Annotated in this window: 24 protein-coding genes; 15 read left to right on the top strand and 9 right to left on the bottom strand. The window is 67.3% G+C overall.

Translation table 11 applies throughout. The annotated features are described in order from the left end of the window. Positions 1–111 precede the first annotated feature (111 nt). Together polA and CA606_RS18225 are read left to right on the top strand one after the other, a co-directional pair. Positions 112–3,003, top strand: a complete 2,892-nt coding sequence (polA, locus tag CA606_RS18230; RefSeq protein WP_181242681.1) for a DNA polymerase I — start codon at positions 112–114, stop codon at positions 3,001–3,003. 170 nt (positions 3,004–3,173) lie between these two features. Continuing rightward, positions 3,174–5,108 (top strand): methyl-accepting chemotaxis protein, encoded by a 1,935-nt coding sequence (locus tag CA606_RS18225; protein ID WP_096053955.1) that lies wholly within the window; start codon positions 3,174–3,176, stop codon positions 5,106–5,108. Positions 5,109–5,435: 327 nt separating this feature from the next. Here the strand turns inward: CA606_RS18225 and CA606_RS18220 are convergent, their stop codons facing one another. After that, the gene (locus CA606_RS18220) at positions 5,436–6,623 is read right to left on the bottom strand and encodes an acetyl-CoA C-acyltransferase (protein ID WP_096053238.1); all 1,188 of its coding nucleotides are present in this window, start codon (positions 6,621–6,623) and stop codon (positions 5,436–5,438) included. Between the two features lie 264 nt (positions 6,624–6,887). Between CA606_RS18220 and CA606_RS18215 the strand changes: the two genes are divergently transcribed. After that, positions 6,888–9,290, top strand: coding sequence for a TonB-dependent receptor (locus CA606_RS18215; protein WP_096053239.1), 2,403 nt, complete (start codon positions 6,888–6,890; stop codon positions 9,288–9,290). Positions 9,291–9,410: 120 nt separating this feature from the next. Next, the gene (locus CA606_RS18210) at positions 9,411–11,156 is read left to right on the top strand and encodes an N-acyl-D-amino-acid deacylase family protein (RefSeq protein ID WP_096053240.1); all 1,746 of its coding nucleotides are present in this window, start codon (positions 9,411–9,413) and stop codon (positions 11,154–11,156) included. A gap of 3 nt (positions 11,157–11,159) precedes the next feature. Here CA606_RS18210 and CA606_RS18205 read toward each other — a convergent pair whose 3' ends face one another. The 5 genes from CA606_RS18205 to CA606_RS18185 all read right to left on the bottom strand — a co-directional run bounded on the left by CA606_RS18205 (position 11,160) and on the right by CA606_RS18185 (position 15,422). Next, positions 11,160–11,591 (bottom strand): DUF1330 domain-containing protein, encoded by a 432-nt coding sequence (locus tag CA606_RS18205; RefSeq protein WP_096053241.1) that lies wholly within the window; start codon positions 11,589–11,591, stop codon positions 11,160–11,162. 69 nt (positions 11,592–11,660) lie between these two features. Further along, complete coding sequence (locus tag CA606_RS18200; protein WP_181242680.1) at positions 11,661–12,362, bottom strand: TPM domain-containing protein; 702 nt, start codon at positions 12,360–12,362, stop codon at positions 11,661–11,663. Position 12,363: 1 nt separating this feature from the next. Further along, positions 12,364–13,254, bottom strand: coding sequence for a TPM domain-containing protein (locus tag CA606_RS18195; RefSeq protein WP_181242679.1), 891 nt, complete (start codon positions 13,252–13,254; stop codon positions 12,364–12,366). Continuing rightward, complete coding sequence (locus CA606_RS18190; RefSeq protein WP_096053243.1) at positions 13,255–13,905, bottom strand: LemA family protein; 651 nt, start codon at positions 13,903–13,905, stop codon at positions 13,255–13,257. A gap of 218 nt (positions 13,906–14,123) precedes the next feature. Beyond that, positions 14,124–15,422 carry an acyl-CoA dehydrogenase family protein gene (locus CA606_RS18185; RefSeq protein WP_096053244.1) on the bottom strand — a complete coding sequence of 433 codons (1,299 nt, stop codon included), beginning with the start codon at positions 15,420–15,422 and terminating at the stop codon, positions 14,124–14,126. Positions 15,423–15,557: 135 nt separating this feature from the next. Here CA606_RS18185 and CA606_RS18180 point away from each other — a divergent pair, with 135 nt between their 5' ends. From CA606_RS18180 to sugE, 11 genes are all read left to right on the top strand, one after another. Next, entirely contained in the window at positions 15,558–15,974 is a 417-nt protein-coding gene (locus tag CA606_RS18180; protein WP_096053957.1) for a hypothetical protein, read from the top strand. 246 nt (positions 15,975–16,220) lie between these two features. Then, positions 16,221–16,544: a CC_3452 family protein gene (locus tag CA606_RS18175; RefSeq protein ID WP_181242678.1), complete on the top strand. Its 324-nt coding sequence runs from the start codon at positions 16,221–16,223 to the stop codon at positions 16,542–16,544. Between the two features lie 154 nt (positions 16,545–16,698). Next, on the top strand, positions 16,699–16,938 hold the full coding sequence (locus tag CA606_RS18170) for a hypothetical protein (RefSeq protein WP_096053246.1): 240 nt from the start codon (positions 16,699–16,701) through the stop codon (positions 16,936–16,938). A 192-nt stretch (positions 16,939–17,130) separates the two neighbouring features. Then, on the top strand, positions 17,131–17,685 hold the full coding sequence (locus CA606_RS18165) for a F0F1 ATP synthase subunit delta (protein ID WP_096053247.1): 555 nt from the start codon (positions 17,131–17,133) through the stop codon (positions 17,683–17,685). Positions 17,686–17,734: 49 nt separating this feature from the next. Further along, the gene (gene atpA / locus CA606_RS18160) at positions 17,735–19,267 is read left to right on the top strand and encodes a F0F1 ATP synthase subunit alpha (protein ID WP_096053248.1); all 1,533 of its coding nucleotides are present in this window, start codon (positions 17,735–17,737) and stop codon (positions 19,265–19,267) included. Positions 19,268–19,301: 34 nt separating this feature from the next. Next, entirely contained in the window at positions 19,302–20,177 is an 876-nt protein-coding gene (locus tag CA606_RS18155) for a F0F1 ATP synthase subunit gamma (RefSeq protein ID WP_096053249.1), read from the top strand. Positions 20,178–20,224: 47 nt separating this feature from the next. Next, entirely contained in the window at positions 20,225–21,841 is a 1,617-nt protein-coding gene (atpD, locus tag CA606_RS18150) for a F0F1 ATP synthase subunit beta (protein WP_096053250.1), read from the top strand. Next, positions 21,841–22,092, top strand: a complete 252-nt coding sequence (locus tag CA606_RS18145; RefSeq protein ID WP_096053251.1) for a hypothetical protein — start codon at positions 21,841–21,843, stop codon at positions 22,090–22,092. Before atpD ends, CA606_RS18145 begins: the two co-directional genes overlap by 1 nt. Next, a complete protein-coding gene (locus CA606_RS18140; protein ID WP_010921274.1) occupies positions 22,092–22,352 on the top strand; it encodes an ATP synthase F1 subunit epsilon in 261 nt (86 codons plus the stop codon). Before CA606_RS18145 ends, CA606_RS18140 begins: the two co-directional genes overlap by 1 nt. A 207-nt stretch (positions 22,353–22,559) precedes the next feature. Beyond that, positions 22,560–23,264, top strand: a complete 705-nt coding sequence (locus CA606_RS18135) for a hypothetical protein (RefSeq protein ID WP_096053252.1) — start codon at positions 22,560–22,562, stop codon at positions 23,262–23,264. A 111-nt stretch (positions 23,265–23,375) separates the two neighbouring features. Then, complete coding sequence (gene sugE, locus CA606_RS18130; RefSeq protein ID WP_096053253.1) at positions 23,376–23,696, top strand: quaternary ammonium compound efflux SMR transporter SugE; 321 nt, start codon at positions 23,376–23,378, stop codon at positions 23,694–23,696. A gap of 9 nt (positions 23,697–23,705) precedes the next feature. Here the strand turns inward: sugE and CA606_RS18125 are convergent, their stop codons facing one another. From CA606_RS18125 to CA606_RS18115, 3 genes are read right to left on the bottom strand one after another with little or no spacing between them, the layout of a single operon-like run. Continuing rightward, complete coding sequence (locus CA606_RS18125; protein ID WP_096053254.1) at positions 23,706–24,455, bottom strand: alpha/beta fold hydrolase; 750 nt, start codon at positions 24,453–24,455, stop codon at positions 23,706–23,708. 51 nt (positions 24,456–24,506) lie between these two features. Beyond that, positions 24,507–25,781 (bottom strand): alpha/beta hydrolase, encoded by a 1,275-nt coding sequence (locus CA606_RS18120; protein ID WP_096053255.1) that lies wholly within the window; start codon positions 25,779–25,781, stop codon positions 24,507–24,509. A 30-nt stretch (positions 25,782–25,811) separates the two neighbouring features. Continuing rightward, positions 25,812–26,300 carry an RNA pyrophosphohydrolase gene (locus CA606_RS18115; RefSeq protein WP_096053256.1) on the bottom strand — a complete coding sequence of 163 codons (489 nt, stop codon included), beginning with the start codon at positions 26,298–26,300 and terminating at the stop codon, positions 25,812–25,814. Positions 26,301–26,312: the final 12 nt, after the last annotated feature.

Here is a 26,312-nt window from a genome sequence, read left to right as displayed (position 1 = left end):
TATGGCCGCCGCTCCGCCCCCCGCCAAGCCAGGAACTGAGGCACGGCGGTTTCTGTGGGCGGGGTCGCCGAAGGGTTCCCGACGCGCGCCGCGCCCCCTATGTTGCCGGCCATGACCGACGCCGCCGCGCCCCCGCTTCCGAACGCTTCCGAACTGACCCAGGACGGCCCGGCCGTCCGGCTCTTTCTCGTGGACGGCTCGGCCTATCTGTTCCGCGCCTATCACGCCCTGCCGCCGCTGACGCGTAAGAGCGACGGCCTGCCCGTGGGCGCGGTGCAGGGCTTCTGCAACATGCTGTGGAAGCTGCTGCGCGACATGCAGGGCGACACGCCCACCCACCTGGCGGTGATCTGGGACCATTCGGAAAAGACGTTCCGCAACGCCCTCTACGACCAGTACAAGGCCCACCGTCCGCCGCCGCCCGAGGACCTGATCCCGCAGTTCCCGCTGGTGCGCGAGGCCACGCTGGCGTTTGGCGTCCCGGCCATCGAGCTGCCGGGCTATGAGGCCGACGACCTGATCGCCGCCTATGCCTGCAAGGCCCGCGACATCGGCGGCGAGGCGATCATCGTCTCGTCCGACAAGGACCTGATGCAGCTCGTCGGCGATGGCGTCTCGATGTACGACCCGATGAAGGGCGTGCGCATCGATCGGGAGCAGGTGTTCGAGAAGTTCGGCGTGTACCCTGAGAAGGTCGTCGACGTTCAGGCCCTGTGCGGCGACAGCGTCGACAACGTGCCGGGCGCGCCGGGCATCGGCATCAAGACCGCCGCCCAGCTGATCACCGAGTATGGCGACCTCGACACGCTGCTGGCGCGCGCCGGAGAGATCAAGCAGCCCAAGCGCCGCGAGACCCTGATCAACTTCGCCGACCAGATCCGCCTGTCGCGGGCCCTGGTGAAGCTGGACTGCGACACCCCGCTGCCCCAGCCGCTGGAAGAGCTGACGGTACGCGAGCCCGACAAGGAGGCCCTGGCCGCCTTCCTGGAGCAGATGGAGTTCCGCTCGCTGGCCCGCCGCGTCGGCGACGGCTCGGCCGCCGCGACGCCCGGCACGCTGGATCGCCCCGCCGCGCCGCCCAAGGCGCCAGTGGTCAGCGTCTCTTACATGGGCGCGGCCGCCCGCGCCGCCGCCCATCCAGTCGAGCCGGTGAAGATCGACCACGCGGCCTATGTCTGCATCCGCGATCTGGAGACCCTGAAGGCCTGGGTCGCCAAGGCGACGGAAAAGGGCCTGGTCGCCTTCGACACCGAGACCGACGCGCTGTCATCGGCGACGGCGGGGCTGTGCGGGGTGTCGCTGGCGACCGCGCCGGGCGAGGCCTGCTACATCCCGATCAGCCACTGCGAAAAGGCCGACGGCCTGGCCTTCGAGGCCCCGGCCGACATCGAGCAGATCCCGCTGGCCGACGTCATCGCAACCCTGAAGCCGCTGCTGGAAGACCCGGCGGTGCTGAAGGTCGCGCAGAACGCCAAGTACGACATCGCCGTGCTGGCCCGGCACGGGATCCAGGTCGCGCCGATCGAGGACACCATGCTGATCAGCTATGTGCTGGAGGCGGGTCTGCACGGCCACGGCATGGACGAGCTGTCCGAGCTGCATCTGGGCCACAAGCCGATCCCGTTCAAGCAGGTGGCCGGCAGCGGCAAGGGCCAGATTAGCTTCAAGCACGTGGCCCTGCCCGAGGCGACCGCTTACGCCGCCGAGGACGCCGACGTCACCCTGCGGCTCTACCACCATCTGAAGCCGCAGCTGGCGCGGGCGAGCCTGTCGACCGTCTATGAGACGCTGGAGCGTCCGATGCCGGCGGTGCTGGCGATGATGGAGAACAACGGCGTCCGCGTGGACCCCGAAGCCCTGCGCCTGCTCTCGAACGAGTTCTCGCTGCGCATGGCGCAGTTCGAGGCGCGCGCCCAGGAACTGGTGGGACGCCCCTTCAACCTCGGCAGTCCCAAGCAGATCGGCGATGTTCTGTTTGGCGAGATGCAGATGAAGGGCGGCAAGAAGACCGCCACCGGCCAGTGGTCGACCGACAGCGACGTGCTGGAGAGCCTGGCCCTGGAGCATGAGCTGCCGCGCGTGCTGCTGGACTGGCGCCAGCTCTCCAAGCTGAAGGGCACCTATACTGAGAACCTGATCGCGGCGATCGCGCCGTCGACGGGGCGGGTGCACACCTCCTACGCCCTGGCGGCCACGACCACGGGGCGTCTGTCGTCCTCGGACCCGAACCTGCAGAACATCCCAGTGCGCACCGAGGAAGGCCGCAAGATCCGCAAGGCCTTTGTCGCCGCGCCGGGCCATGTGCTGATCAGCGCCGACTACAGCCAGATCGAACTGCGCCTGCTGGCCCATATCGGCGACATCCCGCAGCTGAAGAAGGCCTTCCAAGAGGGCCTGGACATCCACGCCATGACGGCCTCGGAGATGTTCGACACGCCGATCGAGGGCATGGACCCGATGATCCGTCGTCGCGCCAAGGCGATCAATTTCGGCATCGTCTACGGCATCAGCGCCTTTGGCTTGGCCAACCAGCTGGGCATCAGCCAGGGCGAGGCCGGGGCCTATATCAAGACCTATTTCGAGCGCTTCCCGGGCATCCAGACCTATATGGACGCGACCAAGGCCTTCGTGCGCGAGCACGGCTATGTCAGCACGATCTTTGGCCGGAAGATCAACATCCCCGACATCGAGGCCAAGTCGGCCGCGCACCGCCAGTTCGCCGAGCGCGCGGCGATCAACGCGCCGATCCAGGGCGCGGCCGCCGACGTCATGCGGCGGGCGATGATCCGCATGCCTGCGGCGCTGGACGCCGCCGGCCTGTCGACCCGAATGCTGCTGCAGGTGCACGACGAACTGGTGTTCGAGGCGCCCAAGGCCGAGGCCGAACGCGCCTGCGACGTGATCCGGGCGGTGATGGAGAACGCGGCCGAGCCGGCCGTGGCCTTGTCGATTCCCCTCACGGTTGACGCGCGTGCCGCCGGCAACTGGGATGAAGCGCACTGATCAAAAAAGCGGCAAGAATGTCGGGTGTGCGACATCTCGCCGCGCCAGGGTTAATGCCTCTGAAAGAGGTTGGGGCGGATTTACTAGGGCGAATTCCGCCGATCCGACTGCGCTAGAAATAGCATTGTTCTCCGAGGTTTGGCGGCCACGAACCAGTCTTGGAGCCAGCCGTGTCCTTTGGCGACCTGAAGATCTCGCAAAAACTGATGGCGGTGTTCGCCGTCATGCTCACGACGATCATGCTCATGGGCGTGGCGCTCTATGCCAATAATGTGAGCTTCACCAAGTCGGTGCATCGGACCGAGCGCGCCTACGAAATGGTCCGCGCCGCGGACCAGGCCGCCTTCCGCCTGACCCGTCAGGAAAACTCGCTGCGCGGCTTCCTGCTCTCGGGCGACCAATACTACGTCAAGCGCCTGGAAGAGGCCCACAAGCCCAAGTTCATGAAGGCGCTGGACGACATGCGCGCCCTGGCCGACGGCGATCAGGCGGATCTGGCGCGGATCGCCGCTGTCGACGCCGCCTACGCCAACTATCGCAAGATGGCCATCGAGCCGGCTTTCGCGCTTGGCGCCGATCCGGCCACCCGTCCCCAGGCGGTCGAACTGGTCCGTAACGACGGTGTCGCCGACAAGGCCGTGGAACCGGTCGAAAACGCCATCGAGGCGATCACCAAGAACGCCGAGGAAGAGTTGGCGACCGAGGCGGCCGCTCAACACCGGGCCGACGCGCAGGCGACGCTCGCCCTCGCGGTGGGCATCCTGATCACCGCCTGCATCGCCGTGGCCGGCGGGCTGCTGCTGACCGGCGCCATCGCCAAGCCCGTCACCGCCATGACCAGCGCCATGCGCCGCCTGGCGTCCGGCGATCACAGCGTCGACGTGCCGGCGCGCGGCCGCAAGGACGAGATCGGCCAGATGGCCGCCGCCGTGGCCTACTTCAAGGATTCCGAAGCCGAGAAGGTCCGGATCGAGGCCGCCGCTGCCGAAGAGCGTCTGTCCGCCGACCGGGAGCGCGCCGCCAGCGAGGCCGAGAAGGCCGAGGTCGCGCGTCACGACGCCGTGGCGATCTCCGCGTTGAACGAGGGCCTGGACCGGATGGCCTCAGGCGACCTGACCCACCGCATCACGACGCCGTTCGCCCCCAAGACCGAGAGCTTGAAGACCAACTTTAACGCCGCCGCCGACCGGATGCAGGAGGCGATCCAGGCGATTGGCGTGGCGACGGGCGGGGTGAACAGCGGCTCGGACGAGATCTCCCAAGCGTCCGACAACCTGTCGCGCCGCACCGAGCAGCAGGCCGCTAGCCTGGAACAGACGGCTGCGGCTCTGGATCAAATCACCGCGACGGTCCGCAAGACCGCCACCGGCGCCAAGGAGGCCTCGCAGGTCGTGGCCGTCGCCCGCGCCGACGCCGAGAAGTCCGGCCAGATCGTCAGCCAGGCGGTCTCGGCGATGACCGAAATCGAGACGTCCTCCAATCAGGTCAGCCAGATCATTGGCGTGATCGACGAGATCGCCTTCCAGACCAACCTGCTGGCGCTGAACGCCGGGGTCGAGGCCGCCCGCGCCGGCGAGGCGGGCCGCGGCTTCGCCGTCGTCGCTCAGGAAGTCCGGGCCCTGGCCCAGCGTTCGGCCGATGCGGCCAAGGAGATCAAGACCCTGATCTCGACCTCGACGCAGCAAGTCGGGGCGGGGGTCAATCTGGTGGGTCAGACGGGCGAGGCCCTGAACCGGATCGTCGAGCAGGTCGCGTCGATCGACGCCCTGGTCAAGGAGATCTCGGCCTCGGCCAGTGAGCAGGCGACGGGCCTTAATGAGGTCAACACCGCCGTGAACCAGATGGACCAGGTGGTCCAGCAGAACGCCGCCATGGTGGAAGAAGCCACGGCCGCGACCCACTCGCTGAAGAACGAGGCCAAGTCCCTGGCCGAGATGGTCGCGCGCTTCCGCGTGACCGAAGGCGCGGCGATCGCGCCGCCAAGCGCGCCTCGCGTCAACTACCGCCCGCCGGCCGAGGCTCCCGCGCCCCGTCCCACCGTGTCGGCGAGGCCTGGGCGCGGCTCCGCCGCCGTGGCGGTCCGCGAGGACTGGGAAGAGTTCTGATCCCTGCTGGGCAGGAAAAACATCAGAGGGCTCCCGGTTCGCCGGGAGCCCTTTTTGCTTGAGCTCTGAGCTTGTGGCCCCTGGGTCCCGGAAAAGCCCTTTGGGCTTTCCGGGATGACAGGGATTTATCGATCAGAAGATTTCGAACAGGCCGGCGGCGCCGCCTTGGATCGCGCTAGGCGATCCAAGCCTCTCTTGTAGATGGGCGCCGTTATCCGGCCGGATCGAAATCAGAAGATTTCGAACAGGCCGGCGGCGCCGCTCTGGATCGCGTAAAGCGATCCAGATCTCTTTGAGGATGGGCGCCGTTATCCGGCCGGATCGAAATCAGAAGATTTCGAACAGGCCGGCGGCGCCCATGCCACCGCCGATGCACATGGTCACCACGCCCAGCTTGGCCTTGCGGCGCTTGCCTTCCAGCAAGAGGTGGCCGGCGCAGCGGGCGCCGGTCATGCCGAAGGGGTGGCCAATGGCGATCGAGCCGCCGTTGACGTTGTACTTCTCCGGGTCGATGCCCAGGCGGTCGCGGCTGTAGAGGCACTGGCTGGCGAAGGCTTCGTTCAGCTCCCACAGGTCGATGTCGTCGACCTTCAGGCCGTGGCGCTCCAGCAGACGCGGCACGGCGAAGACCGGGCCGATGCCCATTTCGTCGGGCTCGCAACCGGCGACCGCGAAGCCGCGGAACGCGCCCAGCGGCTCCAGGCCACGACGGGCGGCTTCCTTGGCTTCCATCACCACCACGGCGGCGGCGCCGTCCGACAGCTGGCTGGCGTTGCCGGCGGTGACGAAGTTGCCCGGACCCTTGACCGGCTCCAGCTTGGCCAGACCTTCCAGGGTGGTGTCGGCGCGGTTGCACTCGTCCTTGCTGACCACGTAGTCGACCAGGCTCTCTTCCTTGGTCTCCTTGTTGATCACCTTCATCTTGGTGGCCATCGGCACGATTTCGTCGTCGAACAGGCCGGCGGCCTGGGCGGCGGCGATGCGCTGCTGGCTGCGCAGCGAATACTCATCCTGGTACTCGCGGGCGATGTTGTAGCGCTTGGCGACGATGTCGGCGGTGTCGATCATCGCCATCCACAGCGCCGGGTGCGTCTTGAGGAGCTTCTCCTCGGTGATGTGGTAGCGGTTCATGTGGCCGCCGGCGTTGACCAGCGAGATCGATTCCACGCCGCCGCCGATGGCGACTTCCGCGCCGTCGTTGCGGACATAGTTGGCCGCCGTGGCGATGGCTTGCAGGCCCGACGAGCAGAAGCGGTTGATCGTCTGGCCAGACGTGGTGACCGGCAGGCCGGCCCACATGGCCGCGTTGCGGGCGACGTTCATGCCGGTGGCGCCTTCGGGGCCGCCGCAGCCCAGGACGACGTCCTCGACTTCCGCGCCTTCCAGCTTGGCGCGGGCGACCGCGTGCTGGATCGCATGGCCGGCCATCGCCGCGCCATGGGTGTTGTTGAAACCGCCACGGACCGACTTGGCCAGACCGGTGCGGGCGTAAGAGACGATGACCGCTTCGCGCATAGAGGCGCACTCCCCGTTAAACGTTAGTTTGAATTGCGGCCACCCTAGACCGTCTCGTTGCGGTGCGAAAGATCACGCGTGCGTAAAGGAAAACCGCCCCTTCACAGGCCGTAGCGTGGCTTTGTGATCACAGTGTTATGCGTGTCTAACGCCCTGATTCTAATGCGCTTCGTTTGGCGTTGACTTTCGTCAGGGGCAGGATGAACGCTGCCGTTGCGTCGGGAGTCACGCTCCAAGAACGCCAAAAACATCAGGGAGGTAATCATGACCATCGTGTCGTCGCGCGGTCGCGCGCGCGCGCTGCTGGGCGCCAGCGCGCTTTCTACGCTTCTAGGGGCGGGCCTCGTGGCGCTGCCGTCAGTGGCCGCCGCGCAGCAGTATGACCAGAACGCCATCGAGGAGATCATCGTCACCGCGACCAAGCGCGACGCGACGATCCAGGACATTCCCTTCTCGATCAACGCCCAGACGGAAAAGGACATCCAGCGCTCGGGCGCGGTGACCCTGGAAGACCTCTCGCGCAACGTGGCGGGCCTGACGATCCAGAACCTCGGCCCCGGCCAGAGCCAGGTGTCGGTGCGCGGCGTCTCGGCTGGCCAGGTGGTCCGCGACCAGCCCGGCGTCAAGGAACAGGTCGGGGTCTATCTCGACGAGTCGGTGATCTCGCTGTCGCTGTTCACGCCCGACATCGATCTGTTTGACCTGAACCGTGTCGAGACCCTGCGTGGTCCGCAGGGCACGCTGTTCGGCTCGGGCTCGGTGGGCGGCACGATCCGCTACATCACCAACCAGCCCAAGCTCGGCGTCTCGGAGGGCACGTTCGAGGCCAACGCCAACCTGGTGGACGGCGACGCCTTCGGCGGTCACGTGAAGGGCGCGGTCAACATCCCGATCTCCGACAAGGTCGCCATGCGCGCCGTCGGTTACCTGACCCAGTACGGCGGCTTCATCGACGCCCGCAAGGAAGGCGGCAAGGTCGACAAGAACGTCAATGGCGGCACGCGTCGCGGCGGCCGTCTGTCGTTCTACATCGAGCCGAACGAGCGGGTGAACTTCACCCCGCGCGTCGTCTACCAGGAGATCCGCGCCGGCGGCTTCAACCGCCAGGAAACCTTCAACCTCTTCGCCAATACCAACACCACCACGCGGCCGAAGATCCAGCTGGGCGAACGTCAGCACTACCTGCTGCTGGATGAGAGCTTCGCCGACAACACCCTGCTGGCGGACATGACCGCCAACTTCAAGTTCGACGCCGCGACCCTGACCAGCGTCACCAGCTTCATCAGCCGCGACATCACCGTCAGCCGCGACGCCAGCGCCCTGACCGGCAGCGTCTCGGTGGATCTGGGCTATCCAGCGGCGGCGGTGCTGCTGCCGTCGAACCTGCGCGACACCACCGACCTTGAGCAATTCACCCAGGAACTGCGCCTGGCCTCGACCAGCGACGGCCCGCTGCAATGGGTGGTCGGCGGCTTCTATTCGAAGGTCGACCGCGTCTACAACCAACGCCTGCCGACCGCCGGCTATGACAGCTACACCGACGCCGTCCTGGGCGCGGGCACCTCCGCCGCCGTCGCCAACGGCTTTGGCAAGGACTCGCCCTACAACGCCTACCTGCCCTACGACATCAAGCAGAAGGCTCTGTTCGGCGAGCTGAACTATACGGTCGGCAAGCTGACCGCGACGGCCGGCGGCCGCTACTACGACTTCAGCGAAACCCGCCAGTTCAAGTCGGGCGGCCTGTTCGCCAACGGCGACAATCGCACCGACAAGACCTCGTCGGACGGTTTCACGCCGCGCTTCCTGCTCAGCTATGAGGCCAGCGACACGGTCACCTTCAACGCCCAGGCCTCGAAGGGCTTCCGTCTGGGCGGCGTCAACGACCCGCTGAACATCCCGCTGTGCTCGGCCCAGGACCGGGCGATCTTCGGCGGCTACCAGAACTATGACGACGAGACGCTGTGGAACTACGAAGGCGGCGTGAAGTCGCGGTTCGGGCGCGTCACCCTGAACGCGGCGGCCTTCTACACCGACATCAGCAACCTGCAGACCACCCTGGACGCCGGCTCGTGCTCGTCACGCGTGGTGTTCAATGTGCCCAAGGCCCACACCAAGGGCGTCGAGGCCGAACTGACCGCGCGTCTGGCCTCGGGTCTCGACATCGGCCTGTCGGGCAGCCTGCTGGAAGCCGAGTTCGACTCGACCGTGAAGGACGGGACGGGCGCGGTGATCGGCGGCATTCGTGAAGGCAACCGCCTGCCGTCGGTGCCCAAGTTCCAGGTGTCGTTCGACGTCACCTACAGCAAGGAAGTCCGCGAGGGGGTCAACGGCTACCTGAAGGCCTCGCTGCAGCATGTGGGCAGCCGCTTCACCCAGGCCAGCGACCAGGAAAACAACCCGCGCTCGTTCGTCTCGGGCCTGGCCTTCGGCGGCGCCACGGGCACGGTCCCGACGGTCGTCAATCTGAAGCTGCCCAGCTACGAGATCGTCAATCTCAGCGCGGGTCTGGAGATGCAGGACGGCGTGGACCTGACGCTCTACGTCAACAACCTGTTCGACGAGAACGCGCTGTTGTCGTTCGACCGCGAACGCGGTGGTCGCGCCCGCCTGGGCTACGCCGTGGGCCAGCCGCGCACCATGGGCGTGACGGTCAGAAAGTCGTTCTAGGGGTAGACAGCCTGGAACAGAGGGGGAGGGCGGTCGCTTCGGCGGCCGCCCTTTTTCTTGACGCCTGCATCCGGCCGGGCGCACCTTGGTGAACAACGATAAGATAACGGGAGGGCGGCCATGGGCGATCGCGCCTACGATCTGGTCCTGCGGGGCGGCGTGGTGCTCGACGGCGCGGGCGGGCCGGGCTTTCAGGCCGATGTCGGCGTGCGGGACGGCGTCATCGTCGCGGTCGGCAAGGGCCTCGCCGCCGGCGCCGAGGAGATCGACGCCCGAGGGCGGATCGTCACCCCGGGCTTCGTCGATATTCACACCCACTATGACGGCCAGGCGACCTGGAGCGGTCAGCTTGGCCCCAGCTCCGGCCACGGCGTGACCACGGTGGTGATGGGCAATTGCGGGGTCGGCTTCGCGCCGTGCCGTCCGGATGACCATGACCGCCTGATCCGCCTGATGGAAGGCGTCGAGGATATCCCCTTTCCCGTGCTGACCGAGGGGCTGCCCTGGGCCTGGGAGAGCTTTCCCGACTATCTCGATTTCCTGGCCGGCCGCGCCTTCGACGTGGATGTCGGCGCCCAGCTGCCGCACGCGGCTTTGCGGGTCTATGTGATGGGCGACCGTGGCGCGAACCGGGAACCGGCGACCGACGCCGACATCGCCGCCATGGCCGCGATCGCCCGGCGCGCGGTCGAGGCCGGAGCCTTGGGCTTCTCAACCTCGCGCACCCTCAATCACCGCACCAGCGACGGCCAGCCGACCCCGACCCTGACGGCCGGCGAGGATGAGCTGACCGGCGTCGCGCTGGGCCTGGCGGCCGCCGGCAAGGGCGTGCTGCAGGTAGTGTCGGACTTCATCGATGGGCCGGCCGAGCTGGCCGAGCTGCGGCGGATCGTCGAGCGGTCCGGACGGCCGCTGTCATTCTCCCTGGTCCAGAGCCCCAAGGCCCCTGAAGGCTGGCGCGGCCTCCTCGCCGGGGTCGCCGCCGCCGTCGACGCCGGCCTGCCGATGAAGGCGCAGGTCTGCGGGCGTCCGGTCGGGGTGCTGTTTGGCCTGGAGCTGACGCTCAATCCGTTCAGCCAGAACCCGGTCTTCGCCGAGCTGAAGGACCAACCCCTGGCCGACAAGGTCGCGGCCCTGTCGGATCCGGCGTTCCGCGCGCGGCTGCTGGCCCACGACGGCGACGCCAGGGGGCCCTTCGCCGGCAGCGCGCTGCGGGCCTGGGACAACCTCTATCCGATGGGCGGCGCCGATCCGGACTACGAGCCGACGGCAGACAAGACGGTGGCTGCGATCGCCGCGCGCGAGGGTCGCGACCCGGCCGCCGTCGCGCTGGACGCCCTGCTGGCCCAGGACGGGCGGGGCATGCTGTACCATCCGTTCCTGAACTACGCCGACGGATCGCTGGACCCCAGCTTCGCCATGCTGACCCATCGCGACACCGTGCCGGGTCTCTCCGACGGCGGCGCGCATGTGGGCATGATCTGCGACGGCAGCTTCCCGACCAGCAACCTGATCCACTGGACCCGCGATCGGACGCGGGGCTCAAGGATTGCGCTGGAGACGATGATCGCTCGACAGAGCCGCGACACCGCCCAGGCTGTGGGCCTGCTGGACCGAGGCCTGATTGCGCCAGGCTACCGCGCGGATCTCAATGTCATTGACTACGAGGGCTTGAGGCTGGAGGCGCCGCAGGTGGCCTACGACCTGCCCGCCGGCGGGCGTCGCCTGACCCAGCGCGCGCATGGCTATGTCGCCACGATCGTCGCCGGCGTCGTCACCCAGCGCGACGGCGAGCCGACCGGGGCCTTGCCCGGCCGACTGGTGCGCGGCGCCCAGGCTGCGCCCCTCGCCCTCGCGGCCGAGTAGCGGTTACTCGCCGAAGCCCTTGCCGGGCGCGAAGGGCGAAAAGCGGATCAGTCGCGAGTCCTCCACCGCCGCTTGGCGATGCTGGACGTGCTCGCGGTACGCCGGGTTCGTGACCATCGCCAGGAAGGCGCCGGCGTTGGGGTACTCGGCGATGAAGGCCAGGTCCCAACGCTCGTCGCTGGGACCGGTCAGCACCACCTCGGGGCTGCCCGCCCACACCTGCCGCCCACCCAGTCCCTCGAAGATCGGGCCGGAGGTGCGGCCATATTCGCGATAGGCGTCGAGGCCGCTCATCCCCTTGCCGTGATTGGGATGGTCCGCCGGATACTCGGCCAGGGGCTTTAGCCGGATCAGGTTCAGCATGTGGATCGGCGTATCGCGCGGCAGGGCCTTGAAGGCGTCGAACTGCGCGCGGGTCGGGTCGATGTTGGACATGGCGTTTCCCCTCTTCCTGGGCGTCGATGATGACGCCGAGGCGAGGCGTTCCGCCAGCCTTCCTTAGCGTCACCGTTTGGGCAGGATGGTCAGGCCGTCGAAGAGCTCGTTGCGGTCGTCGCTGCGCGGGGGGACGTGGGCGGCCAAGATGCCGCCGGTACGGGCGACGGCGGCGACGAAGCCGTCGGCGATCTTGCCGCGCTTGAGGCCGGCCACCAGGTCGGCGACCACCTCATCCCAGACCGCATTGGGCGCGGCCTTGTAGATGCCCTCGTCGGCGATCACCTCGACGCGGTGCTCGGCCAGGGCGGCGAAGATCAACACCCCGGTGCGGTCGCGGGTGACGTGCAGGCCGTGGCTGAGGAACTGCTCCATCGCCGCGCGCTTGACGCGGGCGGTCTTCAGCGCGCCGGGCGTCAGGGCGCGGCGGACCGGCGGGATCGACACCACCAGAGCCGCAACGACGAATACGACCAGCTGCAGCACGATATAGGTCGACAGCGCCGACAGGATCGCGCCGTCGTGTGCGGCCTGGTGGCCGACGCTCCAGCCGCCGAACAGACGCGTCAGCATCTCGGGACGGAAGCCCGCCAGCAACGCGCCGGCCGGCAGGACCAGCGCTGAAGCCGCCGCCCAGACCAGCGGCGTCTCGCGGTAGTCCGACACTTCGGGCGAAAGGACGCAGAAGATCTCACCGGCGGTGGTCTTTTCGGCCTGCGCCACCGCCTGGGCGATGCGGTCGAGATCGTTGGGGGTCATGCGCTTGGCCATCTCACCACCGTCCCGAACTGCCGCCGCCGCCGAACGAGCCGCCGCCGCCGGAGAAACCGCCGCCGCCACCGCCGCTCCAGCCTCCACCGCCGCGTCCGCTGTTGTTCAGCGCGCTGAGGATAATCCAGGGCAGGGCCGAGCCGAGGCCGCCGCGCCGGCCCCGGAACAGGCTGGAGAATACGAAGATGATGAAGAGGAGGATCAGGAAGCCGACGATGGGCGAGCCGCGCGCTGCTTGACGCTCGGGACGCGCGGCGTCCGCCACGCGCGCCTTGGCTTCCTCAGGCGGCAGGCCCAACTGCTCGATCATGGCGTCGGCGCCGGCGACAACGCCGCCGGAGATATCGCCGTCGCGGAACTTGGGCAGGATCGCCGACTGGATGATCACGCTGGACAGGGCGTCGGTCAGGACGGGTTCAAGGCCATAGCCGACCTCGATCCGAACCTGCCGATCATTGGGCGCGACCAGCAGGATCGCGCCGTCGTCCTTATCCTTGTCGCCCACGCCCCAGGTCCGGCCGAGTCTGTAGCCGTAATCCTCGATCGGATAGCCCTGCAGGCTGCTGACCGTCGCCACCACTAACTGGTGGCCGGTGCGGGTCTCCAGCGCCGCGAGCTTGTCGGAGAGGTCGCGCTCGACGTCCGGCGACAGCACCTGCGCCTCGTCGACGACGCGGCCGGACAGTGGCGGGAATTTCGGCTCTGCGAGCGCGGGCAGGGCGAAGGTCGTGAGCGTGACCAGCGCCGCTAGGAACCAGCTCCTCACCCGTGCAACGGGGGAGGTGGCGCGGCGCGGATACGCGCCGTGACGGAGGGGGCGCGGTGCGGTGGAGAGCGCCCCCTCCACCGCTTCGCGGTCCCCCTCCCCCGTTTCTCGGGGGAGGAGGCGCATCTACTGAACCTTCGGCGGCGTCGCCGTCGGCGGGCTGGAGAAGTCCACGGTCGGCGCGCTCTGGGCGGCGGCGGTGGCCTGGAACAGCTGGGCCGGCTTCTGGTCGCTGTACAGGGTCTTGGCCCAGAGCAGGCTGGGGAAGGTGCGCAGGGTTGTGTTGTATTTCTGGGCGGTCTCGTTGTAGTCGCGCCGCGCGATGGTGATCCGGTTTTCGGTGCCTTCCAGCTGGCTTTGCAGGGCCAGGAAGTTCTGGTTCGACTTCAGGTCCGGATACTGCTCCTGGATCACCATCAGGCGGCCCAGCACGCCCGACAGCTGATCCTGCGCCGCGGCGAACTTCTGGAACTGCGCAGGGTCGGTGATGGTCGAGGCGTCGACCTTGACCTGGGTGGCGCTGGCGCGGGCCTGCGTGACGGCGGTCAGCACGTCCTTTTCTTGCGCCGCATAGCCCTTCACCGTCGCGACCAGGTTCGGGATCAGGTCGGCGCGGCGTTGATACTGGTTCTGCACCTCGGCCCAGGCGGTCTTGGTCGCCTCGTCCTGGGTGGGGATGGTGTTGATCCCGCAGCCGGCCAGGGTCGCCGGGATGGCGACGACCAAGGCGACGCGCGCGGCGTTGCGGCCCAATCGAGAAATGGCGAGACGGTTCATCAAGAGCCCTCCAGATGCGAACATGTATATCCGCATATCGCTGTTAGATAGCGTGGCGGTGACACTACGTCAGGTCGCGCAGGATTAAACCTTCGACATGTTGGCCAGCGCCCTGCGTCTTTCGAGGCCCGCTTACGAGCGGACGCCGCAGGATGAGGATAACGGCGCGGATCGCACAAGGCTCCTTATCCCGAGGCGCGCCTCGAAGGGCGCTCGGCCTAGGCTTCCGCGAAGGCCTGCTTGCGCGGACCCATGTATCCGAACAGCCAGGCGGCGACCTTGCGCATCTGGATCTCCTCGCTGCCCTCGGTGATCCGATAGCGGCGGTGGTGGCGGTAGATGTGCTCGAACGGCTTGTGGCGCGAATAGCCGATGCCGCCGTGAATCTGCATGGCCCGGTCAGCCGCCTCGCAGCACAGGCGGTTGGCCCAGTAGTTACACATCGACACCTTGTCCGAGAGGCGCTTTTCGACCTCGGGCTTGGACATCTGGTCCATTTCCCAGGCGGTCTTGCGGATCAAAAGGCGCAGCATCTCGACCTGGGTCGAGAGCTCGACGATTGGGAACTGGATGGCCTGGTTTTCCGACAGCGCTTTGCCGAACGGCTTGCGGGCGCGCGCGTACTTGATGCTCTCCTCGATGCAGTAGACGGCTGCGCCGAGGCTCGAGGCCGCCTGGCGGATGCGGTTCTCGTGCACGAAGTGCTGGGCCAGGGCCAGGCCCCCGCCTTCCGGACCGAACATGGCGCTCTCGGGAACCCAGACGTCGGTGAAGCTGACGCGCGGGTGGTCGGTCGGCATGTTGAAGGTCCAGAGATACTCCTCGATCTTCACCCCCGGCGCGTGGGCCGGGACGAGGAAGGCGGTGATGCCCCGGGCGTCGCCGTCCTGGCCGCTGGTGCGGGCGAAGAGACAGCAATGCGTGGCCACGTGCATGCCGGTGGTCCACATCTTCTCGCCGTCGATCCGCCAGCCCGCCTGGCCATGGCGCTCCTCGCGGACCGCCTGGGTCTCCATGTGGGTGGCGTCCGAGCCGTGGTCGGGCTCGGTCAGGCCAAAGGTCGGTCGGAAGGCGCCGCGATCCAGCATGTCCTCGATCAGGTGCTGCTGGTCGGGCCGACCAAAGTCGCGGATCATCAGCACGAACGGATTGTTGCCGACGATGGAGTGCTCGTTCTGCAGGTCGTTGAAGAGGCCAAGGCCCTTGGACGCCAGGTGCTCGCGGATCACCGCCATGCCAAGGTTGGTGCCGTCCTGGCCACCATAGGCCTTGGGGAGCGCATAGCGATAGTGGCCCGCCTGGTCGGCCAGCCTGCGGGCCTTGCCCAGCAGTTCCTCCCATTCATGGCGCGGCAGGCCGCCGGCGTCCCAGTCGGTGCGGGCCCATTCGCGGCGGTGGTCGAAGAAGCGCTGATTGTCGTCCCGCGCCTGGAGGGGCGCGATCGCCTTCTCGATGAAGGCGTCGAGCTCTTCGAGATAGGCCGAAAGTTCCGGTGACAGTCGGAAGTCCATGGTCAAGCCTCCCTGCGCGCATTGTTCTCTTTAATAGCGGCGACTAAAGCGCGCCCGCCCGCCCCGGCCAATCGTGCCCCTGCGGAACGGGCCTTAACCGGTCCTTGACCAGAACGGGTCTATCCTCGGCGCATGATCACCATGGCCGCCTTCGCGATCATCGGCGCAGCGCTCGGACTGTTCGTCCGGCCGCGGGTTCTGGGCGTGATCCTGCCGGTGCTGCTGGCCGCCATCGTCGAGGGCTCCGTCCTCTGGATGATCGGGGTGATGGAGAAGCAGCCGAACCGCGAGCTGCTGATCGATCGTCTGCAGACCATCTTCGGCGAGGGCTGGGTCGGCGCGATCGGGCCGGTGGCCGCCGCGTTCATCGGCGCGACCATGGCCGCGGTGATGAGCGCCTTTACCGATCCCGCTGGTCCGGGCCCGGTTCTCACCGCCGAGGGCATCCAGCGCCGCGTCGGCAAGGACGGCCGCTACGCGCGCGCCAAGGGCATGGTCGAAGAGCGCGCCATCCACGCCAAGGCCGAAAGCCGCATCGACTCCATCCTCGGCCTGTAACGGCTCGCCGTTTCCGCGCGAGTCGGGCCGTGTTTCGCTAGAAACCTGCGTTTTCCGAAAATGCGACGCGCAAGCGAAATTGAGCTTGCGCAATTTCTTATCACTGATATCTAAGCGATGCTTAGTTCGGACCCGAAGCACCGGTGGGGATACCGGCGCTGCCATCCCCGGGGTCGAGCGGCCAGTACACGCGTTTCACCGATCCTCGATCTGACCGCAACTTCCCCAAAGCCGGAGGGCTCTCACATGAAGCTCCGTTCGCTGGCGGCTGTCGCCGCCCTGTCTGTTTCCATGTTCGCGGGTTCGGCCTTCGCCGACGGTCGCATCGCCGCTGCGCTGGATGCGCCTGTCGCGGCCAAGACCAAGGTCGTCGCCGGCGGCGCTGTCTTTGTCTGCGAGGGCGCCGAGTGCGTCTCGGCTCAAGCCCCCTCGCGAGCCCTCACTGCGGCCGCCTGCAAGGCGCTCGCCAAGGAAGTGGGCCGCGTCTCGGCCTTCGGCGGCGAAACCAAGTCGCTGGACGCTGACGACCTGACCCGCTGCAACGCCTCGGCCAAGGTCGCGGCTAAGTAGGAACACCTATCGCTTTACCTCTAGTACCAGGCGCGTTGCGGGCCGCTGTTTCTCCGGCCCAGTCTGGCTGTTTCCTCGAGCATTCGCCTTAATGGGGCGGCGGGATTTCTCGCCGCCCCTTTTTCTTTTCCGGCGACAGGACTAGTTGAAGTCCATGGATATGAGCCTCGCCGCCCAACTGGAATCCGTTCTGCGCAAGGCCGCAGGCGAGGAAACGTCGCTGACCTCGATGACCGTTGACTACGGCGCGGGCGAGCCGGCGGGCGATCTTGGGGCCAAGGCCTGGGTCGAGCGCGCCACGCGCAGCCTCGTCTTCGTCCAGGGCGAGTTGCGGCGCGCCGACGGCGGACTGGCGGCTTCGGGCTCGGCCATATTCCGCCGCGCCGGAGACTGACAGGGCTGTTGGTTGCGCCCCTTTGGTTGCGACTGCGAAAGGCCCGTGTTATCAGGCGCGCGGCTTCGGACGGGGCGGCGCGGCAGCGCCGACCGTCCATGTGCTTTTTTCAAGCGCGTTCAAGCCTTTAAGTCGCGATGAGGGTTAAACTTCTTGTCGGCGGCGATTTACAACGCACCGGGCGGATACCAAGTGGCGGACGAAACCAAGGCGACGGATGCGGGTCAGCGCTATGCGCAGTCCCTCTTCGAACTGACGATCGAGAACGGCAATCTGGCTAAGGTCGAGGCCGACCTTAAGAGCCTGAAGGCGATGATCGCCGACAGCGCCGACCTGCGCCGCCTGATCGAAAGCCCGGCCTTCTCGGCTGAGGACAAGGGCAAGGGTCTTGTCGCCGTGGCCGTGAAGGCCAAGTTCGACATGCTGACCACCAAGTTTCTCGGCCTCGTCGCGGCCAACGGTCGCACCGGCGACCTGCTGGGCGCGATCTCGGCCTTCGCCGAGCTGTCGGCCAAGCACCGCGGTGTCGTCACCGCCGAGGTCGTCTCGGCCGCCGCCCTGTCGCCCGCCCAGCTGAAGGGCGTGCAAGCCGCCCTCGCCGAGGCGCTCGGCAAGACCCCCGAAGTTTCCACGCGCGTCGATCCGTCCCTCTTGGGCGGTCTGAAGGTGCGCGTTGGTTCGCGTCTCTTCGACGCTTCGCTCCGTTCGAAGCTCGATTCCCTGAAATTCGCCCTGAAGCGCGCCTGAGCGTATAAGCGCGCCTTAAAAAATTAGATCGCAGAGAGCCCAGAAGACCATGGACATCCGCGCCGCCGAGATTTCGGCCATCCTCAAGTCGCAGATCGCCAACTTCGGCGAAGAGGCCGCCGTCTCGGACGTCGGCCAGGTGCTGTCCGTCGGTGACGGCATCGCCCGCATCTACGGTCTGGACAACGTCCAGGCCGGTGAAATGCTGGAATTCCCGAAGGCCGGCGTGAAGGGCATGGCCCTGAACCTCGAGCGCGACAATGTCGGCGCCGTGATCTTCGGCCAGGACCAGGAAATCAAGGAAGGCGACGAAGTCCGTCGCCTCGGCGAGATCGTGGACGTGCCGGTCGGCCGTGGCCTGCTGGGCCGCGTCGTCAACCCGCTGGGCGAGCCGATCGACGGCAAGGGCCCGATCGAGTACACCGAGCGTCGCCGCGTCGACGTCAAGGCCCCGGGCATCATCCCGCGCAAGTCGGTGCACGAGCCCGTGCAGACCGGCCTGAAGTCGATCGACACCCTGATCCCGGTCGGCCGTGGCCAGCGCGAGCTGATCATCGGTGACCGTCAGACCGGCAAGACCGCCGTCGCCATCGACACCATCCTGAACCAGAAGGCCGTCAACGCCGGCAAGGACGAGAGCGCCAAGCTCTACTGCGTCTATGTCGCCATCGGTCAGAAGCGCTCGACCGTCGCCCAGATCGTGAAGACGCTCGAAGAGCACGGCGCGCTTGAGTACACCACGGTCGTCGTGGCCTCGGCCTCGGAGCCGGCCCCGCTGCAGTACCTGGCCCCGTTCGCCGGCTGCGCCATGGGCGAGTGGTTCCGTGACAACGGCCTGCACGGCCTGATCATCTATGACGATCTGTCCAAGCAGGCCGTCGCCTACCGTCAGATGTCGCTGCTGCTGCGCCGCCCGCCGGGCCGCGAAGCCTATCCGGGCGACGTCTTCTATCTGCACTCGCGCCTGCTGGAACGCGCCGCGAAGCTGAACGAAGACAACGGTTCGGGCTCGCTGACGGCGCTGCCGATCATCGAAACCCAGGCCAACGACGTGTCGGCCTACATCCCGACCAACGTGATCTCGATCACCGACGGCCAGATCTTCCTGGAAACCGACCTGTTCTACCAAGGCATCCGTCCGGCCGTGAACGTCGGCATCTCGGTGTCGCGCGTCGGCTCGTCGGCCCAGATCAAGGCGATGAAGCAAGTCGCCGGCCCGATTAAGGGCGAGCTGGCCCAGTATCGTGAAATGGCCGCCTTCGCGAAGTTCGGCTCGGACCTGGACGCCTCGACCCAGAAGATGCTGGCCCGCGGCGAGCGCCTGACCGAGCTGCTGAAGCAGCCGCAATACGCGCCGCAATCGGTCGAAGAGCAGGTCTGCGTGATCTACGCCGGCACCCGCGGCTATCTCGACGGCATCCCGACCTCGTCGGTTCGCCGCTTCGAAGCCGAGTTCCTGGCCCGTCTGCACAGCCAGCATGCCGACCTGCTGGAAGGCATCCGCACCAAGAAGGCGCTCGACAAGGATCTGGAGAACACGCTCAAGAGCGCGCTCGACAGCTTCTCGTCGACCTTCGCCTAAGCCCCTCGGAACCGCTCGGAGAGAGTAGCGCCGAATGGCCAGCTTGAAGGAAATGCGCAATCGGATCTCGAGCGTCAAAGCGACGCAAAAGATCACGAAAGCGATGCAGATGGTGGCGGCCGCCAAGCTGCGCCGGAGCCAGGACGCGGCGGAATCCGCCCGCCCTTACGCCCGGCGTCTGGCCAGCGTCATCGCCAATCTCGCCACCGGCGTGTCCGGCGACGGGGCCCCGAAGCTCCTGGCGGGCACGGGGCGTGATGATCGCCACCTGGTGGTCGTCGCTGCGGCCGATCGCGGCCTGGCGGGCGGCTTCACCTCGTCGATCGTCCGCGCCGCGCGGGCTCACATCGATGGGCTGATCGCTCAGGGCAAGTCCGTGCAGATCATCTGCGTCGGCAAGAAGGTGACGGCGCAGCTCGCCAAGCCCTATGCCGGTCGTATCGTCGAGAGCTTCGACCTGTCGTCCTACCGTCAGCTGACGCTGGCCGTGGCGCAGCCGATCGCCGACGTGATCACGCGCGAGTACGAGGCAGGCGAGACCGACGTGGTCACCCTGTTCTACAGCCGCTTCAAGTCGGTGGTGCAGCAGATCCCGACCGGTCTGCAGCTGATCCCGGCCACCGTGGAGGGCGTCGAAGCCGCCTCGGGGCCGACGGCGGTCTATGAGTATGAACCCTCGGAAGAGGCCATCCTCGAGACCCTGCTGCCGCGCAACCTGACGGTCCAGATCCTTTCGGCTCTGCTGGACAACATGGCCGGCTTCTACGCCAGCCAGATGACCGCCATGGACAACGCCACGCGCAACGCCGGCGATATGATCAAGCGCTACACCCTCGAGTACAACCGTTCCCGCCAGGCCCAGATCACCAAGGAGCTGATCGAGATCATCTCCGGCGCCGAAGCCGTCTGATCTAGCCTAACGACATAAGCACGCAGAGACCGAAAGACCGCAACGCCATGGCCAAGACCCCCGCTGAAAAGCCGGCGACCGCCGCCAAGAAGCCCGCAGCCCCCAAGGCCGCCGCTGCTCCGAAGGCCGCCGTCGCCAAGGCCCCCGCCGCCGCCAAGGCTCCGGCCGCCAAGAAGCCGGCCGCCCCGAAGGCCGCCGCGCCGAAGGCTCCGACCATGACCCTGGACGGCGCCACCGGCCGCCTCGTCCAGATCATCGGCGCCGTCGTCGACATCGAGTTCGACGGCGCTCTGCCGGCGATCCTGAACGCCGTCGAGACCGTCAACGAAGCCACTGGCCAGCGCCTGGTGTTCGAAGTCGCCCAGCACCTGGGCCAGAGCACCGTCCGCGCGATCGCCATGGACGCCACCGAAGGCCTGGTTCGTGGCCAGCCCGTGCGCGACACCGGCGAGCCGATCCGCGTGCCGGTCGGTCCGGGCACCCTGGGCCGCATCATGAACGTCATCGGCGAGCCGATCGACGAGCAGGGCCCGATCCGTTCGGACATCAGCCGCACGATCCACCGTGACGCTCCGTCCTTCGCCGAGCAAACCAACACCGCCGAAGTTCTGGTCACGGGCATCAAGGTCATCGACCTGATGTGCCCCTACACCAAGGGCGGCAAGATCGGCCTGTTCGGCGGCGCCGGCGTCGGCAAGACCGTGACGATGCAGGAACTGATCAACAACATCGCCAAGGCTTACGGCGGTTATTCGGTTCTGGCCGGCGTGGGCGAACGCACCCGCGAAGGCAACGACCTGTACCACGAGATGATCGAGTCGAACGTGAACGTCGACCCGAAGGCCAACAACGGCTCGACCGAAGGCTCGCGCTGCGCCCTCGTTTACGGCCAGATGAACGAACCCCCGGGCGCCCGCGCCCGCGTCGCCCTGACCGGCCTGTCGATCGCGGAGTACTTCCGTGACGAAGAAGGCAAGGACGTGCTGCTGTTCGTCGACAACATCTTCCGCTTCACCCAAGCCGGCGCCGAAGTGTCGGCTCTGCTGGGCCGTATCCCGTCGGCCGTGGGCTATCAGCCCACCCTGGCCACCGAGATGGGCAACCTGCAGGAGCGCATCACCTCGACGAACAAGGGTTCGATCACCTCGGTCCAGGCCATCTACGTGCCCGCCGACGACTTGACCGACCCGGCTCCGGCCACCTCGTTCGCCCACTTGGACGCCACCACCGTTCTGTCGCGTGACATCGCGGCCCAGGCCATCTTCCCGGCCGTGGACCCGCTGGACTCGACCTCGCGGATCATGGACCCGCTGGTCATCGGCGAAGAGCACTACACGGTCGCCCGTCGCGTCCAGGAAGTCCTGCAGCAGTACAAGGCCCTGAAGGACATCATCGCCATCCTGGGCATGGACGAGCTGTCGGAAGAGGACAAGCTGATCGTGTCGCGCGCTCGCAAGATCTCGCGCTTCCTGAGCCAGCCGTTCCACGTCGCCGAGCAGTTCACCAACACGCCGGGCGCCTTCGTCCAGCTGAAGGACACGATCCGCTCGTTCAAGGGCATCGTCGACGGCGAGTACGACCACCTGCCGGAAGGCGCCTTCTACATGGTCGGCCCGATCGAAGAAGCCGTGGCCAAGGCCGAAAAGATGGCGGCTGAAGCCTAATGACCGAAGAGACGGACCTGGCCAATTTCTGCTGTGACGAGCTGGCCGAAGCGGTGTCTCCGGACGCCAACGCCGGCTTGATCGAGCATGACAGCGGCCTGATCCTGCTGAATCTCGGCGAGCGGGAAGAAGAAGGCGAAACCGGCGTTGTGCTGGCGACGATCCGCTTCTGCCCGTTCTGCGGAACTGAGATCCAGACCGATGAAGACATCGAGGCCGCTCTGGGCGGCGTCGAGGAGACGTTCAACTGATGGCCAAGCTGCACTTCTCTCTGGTCGCTCCCGAGCGCGAACTGTTCTCGGGCGAGGTGGACATGGTCCAGGCTCCGGGCGCTGAAGGCGACTTCGGCGTACTGGCCAACCACGCCCCGTTCATGACCACCCTGCGCGAAGGCAAGGTGACCGTGAAGGACGGCGCGACCACCAAGGTGTTCGACATCCAGGGCGGTTTTGCTGACGTTGGTCCCGAGGGCCTGACGATCCTGGCGGAGCACGCCGTCGAAGCGGCCTGATCCGACTCGGCCCCTTGTCGAGCTGATCTTGAAGCGCCCCCGGTCCTCTGGATCGGGGGCGTTTTCGCGCCCAAAGCGATCTGCTGTCGCGCCGCTGGAGATAAAATTACACCTGTGGCCCAATCTTGGTCTTAATCGGCGCCCATAAGGGTTGCGAGGGACCGTCTGTCGGTTTTAATGCCGACCTCTCGTCTTGTTGGGGATACCTTGCCTATGCGCCTTGCGCTCGTCAGCCTGATCGCCCTCGGCGCGGTCTCGACCTCCGCCTTCGCTCAGGAGCAAACCACGGCTCCTGCGTCCACCCCGGCCGCGACGCCGGCTCCGGCGGATCAAGCCGCCCCCGCCGCCCCGGCTGACCAAGCCGCTCCCGCCGTCGCCGCGCCCGCCGCCGAAGCTGCGCCGGCCGCTGACTCCTACGTCGCGCCGGTCCGCGGTCCGCGCACCACCGACCCCTTCACCGTCCGCCTGCTCGACGTGCTGGACAAGGTCTGCAAGCCGCAGGTCGCCGGCGGTGACTTCGCCCAGCTGGTCAAGGACTACGGCTTCAAGAAGAAGAAAGAGCAGTGGATCTTCGCGCTGGAGAAGCCGTTCAACATCACCCTGGACAACCCGGGTTCGAACCGCAACGTCTGCACGGTCACGATCGACTGCTCGCAGGCCCAGGAGCAGGCCCAGGAACTGGCCAACGGCCTGCATGACTGGGCGACCTGGGAAAACAGCCCGCAGCTGCGCCTGATCCGCAACGACCAGACGGTCGGCAGCGACTTCCGTCGCTTCACCGTCTCGTGGGACGACGCCTGGGCCGGCGGCCGCGCGGGTCTGGTCTATATGCGTCTGAAGAAGCTGGACGAGACCTCGGTCGGCAAGAACTTCGAGCGCGCGCAGATCCTGTACAGCACGACCAGCCGCTAAGCGGTCGTTGCGTCCCTCGGGGCGCGGACTTATCTAGCGAAGGCGCGGGGACGACCCCGCGCCTTTTGCGTTTCCTGGGGACGACCCCGCTTCTGAAACAAGGGGCTCGTCGTGGCCTGGATCATTCTCTTCGTCGCGGGCCTGTTCGAGATCGGCTGGGCCGTGGGCCTGAAGTTCACCGAAGGCTTCACGCGGCCGATTCCCACCGTGCTCACGGCCATCAGCCTCGTCCTGTCGATGGGGCTCTTGGGATGGGCTGTGAAGACCCTGCCCCTGGGCACCGCCTATGCGGTCTGGACCGGCATCGGCGCGGTCGGCACGGCCATCGTCGGCATTGTCGTGTTCAAGGAGCCGGCCACGGCCGCGCGGCTCGTTTGTTTCGGGCTCATTGTTGCGGGCATCCTCGGGCTGAAGGTCTTCAGCCCGCAATAGGCAGCGAGCTCAGGCCGCCGCGCGGCCTTCGGCTGCAATGAAGTCGAGGCAGCGTGCGGCGACCCTTTCCCAACCGGGCTCGCCGGGCAGCCAGTGGCTCATCTCGGAAAACACCTCGGCCTGGCCGCCCAGGCGCGCGGCGGTCTGGCGAACGGTGGCGGGCGGATGGATCACGTCCTTGCCCCCGGCGATCGCCAGGACCGGACAGGTCGGCGCGCGCACATTGGTGGTCATGAACGGGTCGAGCCACCAGTTCAGCGTTTCCCATAGCGCGCGCCCGCTCTCGGGCGTCATGCGGGCGAAGATCGCCTTGCGCTCGGCGCGCTCAAGGCGATCGACGCTATAGCGACGCACGACGCCATAGTCCGGTGCGATGGCCTGCATCCAATAGGGGCCCAGGGCGTAGAGGCTGACCGCCGAGACGGCCTCCTCAAGGCTGGCGCCGGAGACGCCCCAGGGGGGCGACGGCGCCAACAGGATCAGCTTGGACACGGGCGCGCGAGACGCCGCCATCTGGGCGACAAGGCCGCCCATGGAGTGGCCGATCAGGATCGGAGGAGACTCGCAGGCCTCGATCAGGCGACTGATCTGCCGCGCATAGTCCGACATGGAGACGCCGGTCGCGCTGCTGGCGCCGTCATGGCCGATGAGGTCAGGCGTCATCACGCGGTGGCCCGCCGTCTCGAACGGCGCGCGGAACGCATCGAAGGTCCATCCACCGCAGAAAGCGCCGTGGACCATGATCACCGGTGCGTGCATGAACGCCCCTAACACCCCGCCGACGAAGCAGCCGGCGGGGTCAGCCTACACTTACTTCTCGGCCTTGGGCGAGGATTTGGCCGGCGCCTTTGTCGCAGGCGGCTTGGCGGGCTTTGGGGCGGCCTTTGGAGCGGCCTTTGGGGCGGCCGGCGTCTTGGCGGCAGGCGCGGCCTTGGCTGCGGGCTTCGCGGCGGGTTTGGCCGCAGCCTTGGGCGCAGCGGGCTTCTTGGCGGCTGGCGCCTTTTCAGCCGCCGGCTTGGCTGCGGCCTTGGCCTTCGGCGCGGGAGCCGCCTTGGCCGGGGCGGCGGCCGCCGGGGCCACCTTGGCTTTCGGCGCAGCCTTCTTGGCGGCGGGAGCCGGGGTCTTGGGCTTCGGCTCGGCCTTGGGCTTGGCCGCCGCCTTCTTGGGAGCGGGAGCCGGTTCGGCGGCCTTCACTGGTTCCGGCGCGGGCGCGGGCGCCTCGACCGGGGCGGTCGCCGCCGGCTTGGCGGGTTCGGGCGAAGGCGCCGGTGCGGCCTTGGGAGCCGGTGCGGCCTGGGCGGCGGGCGTCTGGTTCTTGCCCCGCAGCCAGGCGATCACGTCATCGAGGATCTTCATCGTGTTCGGCTCGTCTATGAGATAATGGGCGTTGTTGGGATAGATCTTGATGTCGGCGCTGGTGTACTTGCGGCCGATCCGCTGTACGTCATCCAGCGGCGTGGTCCGGTCCAGCGCGCCGGCCATGACCAGGATCGGGATCGTCACCTTGGCGGCGTCAACGTACGCGGCCTTGTTTGGATCCTTGTCCGGCCAGGCGAGGTCAGCCAGCACCTGCCCGCTGTCATGCACCATGGTGGCGTAGAGCGCGTCGTGACGGCTGGCCGGCACCGCGTTCATCACGCCGAACTTGAAGCCGGTCTTCCACATCTTGCCCGCCTTGGTCTCAGGCTTGGGCTGGATGGCCATGTTGAGGAAGGTGAAGACCGGCGAGAGCTTGGGCTTGCCGCGTGCGTCCGCCGGCGAGGCGGGGGCGAACAGCACCAGGGCCGAGGCATGGCCCGCTTCGGCGACCTTCTGGGCGATCAGCCCGCCCATGGAGTGGCCAAAGACCAGCGGCTTCTTGCCGGTCTCCTTGGTCAGGGTCTGGGCCAGGGCGGTCATCTCGGCGACATAGTCGGCCAGGGTCAGGCCCACCAGACCCGCTCTTGGGCCGTCGACCGTCCGCACCGCTGCGCGGATCGTCGGCGCCTCGACGCGATAGCCCTCGGCCCTAAGCCGCTGGGCGACCGGACCCCAGACGTCACCCGCGCAGCCATAGCCGTGGATCAACAGAACCGTGTCCGTCATTCAACTCTCCCCTTCGCGGCGGACGACTGACTAGCCTCCGCGCGCGAACCCCTGGAACGCGGCGACCACCGCTTCGTAGACCCCGCGCTTGAAGGGTACGATCAGTTCGGGCGTTTCGTCGAGCCTGCCCCATCGCCAGGCGTCGAACTCGATGTGTTCGTCCGCTTCCAGATCGATCTCGGACTCCTCGCCGACGAAACGATAGGCGAACCAGACCTGCTTCTGGCCCCGCCAGCCGCGCGCGTGCTTGGGATTGGCCAGAACCTCGGGCGGGAAGTCGTAGGTGATCCATCCTTCGGTGCGCCCGAGAAGCTCCACGGACGTGACGCCGGTCTCTTCGGCCAGTTCGCGACGGGCGGCGACCTCGAGGTCCTCGCCCTCATCGACGCCGCCTTGCGGGAACTGCCAGTTGAACGGCGGGGCCTGGCGATGGCGACGGCCCAGCCAGACGCGGCCGTCCGGGTGAAACAGCACGACGCCGACATTGGGGCGATGTTGGGGATGGTCCAGCTCAGTCATGCCTGAGCTTAT

Origin of the sequence: Caulobacter vibrioides, from assembly GCF_002310375.3 — a bacterium.
Lineage (GTDB): Bacteria > Pseudomonadota > Alphaproteobacteria > Caulobacterales > Caulobacteraceae > Caulobacter > Caulobacter vibrioides_D.
Note: the sequence above shows the minus strand (reverse complement) of the source record. Positions and strands in the feature narration are given on the sequence as shown.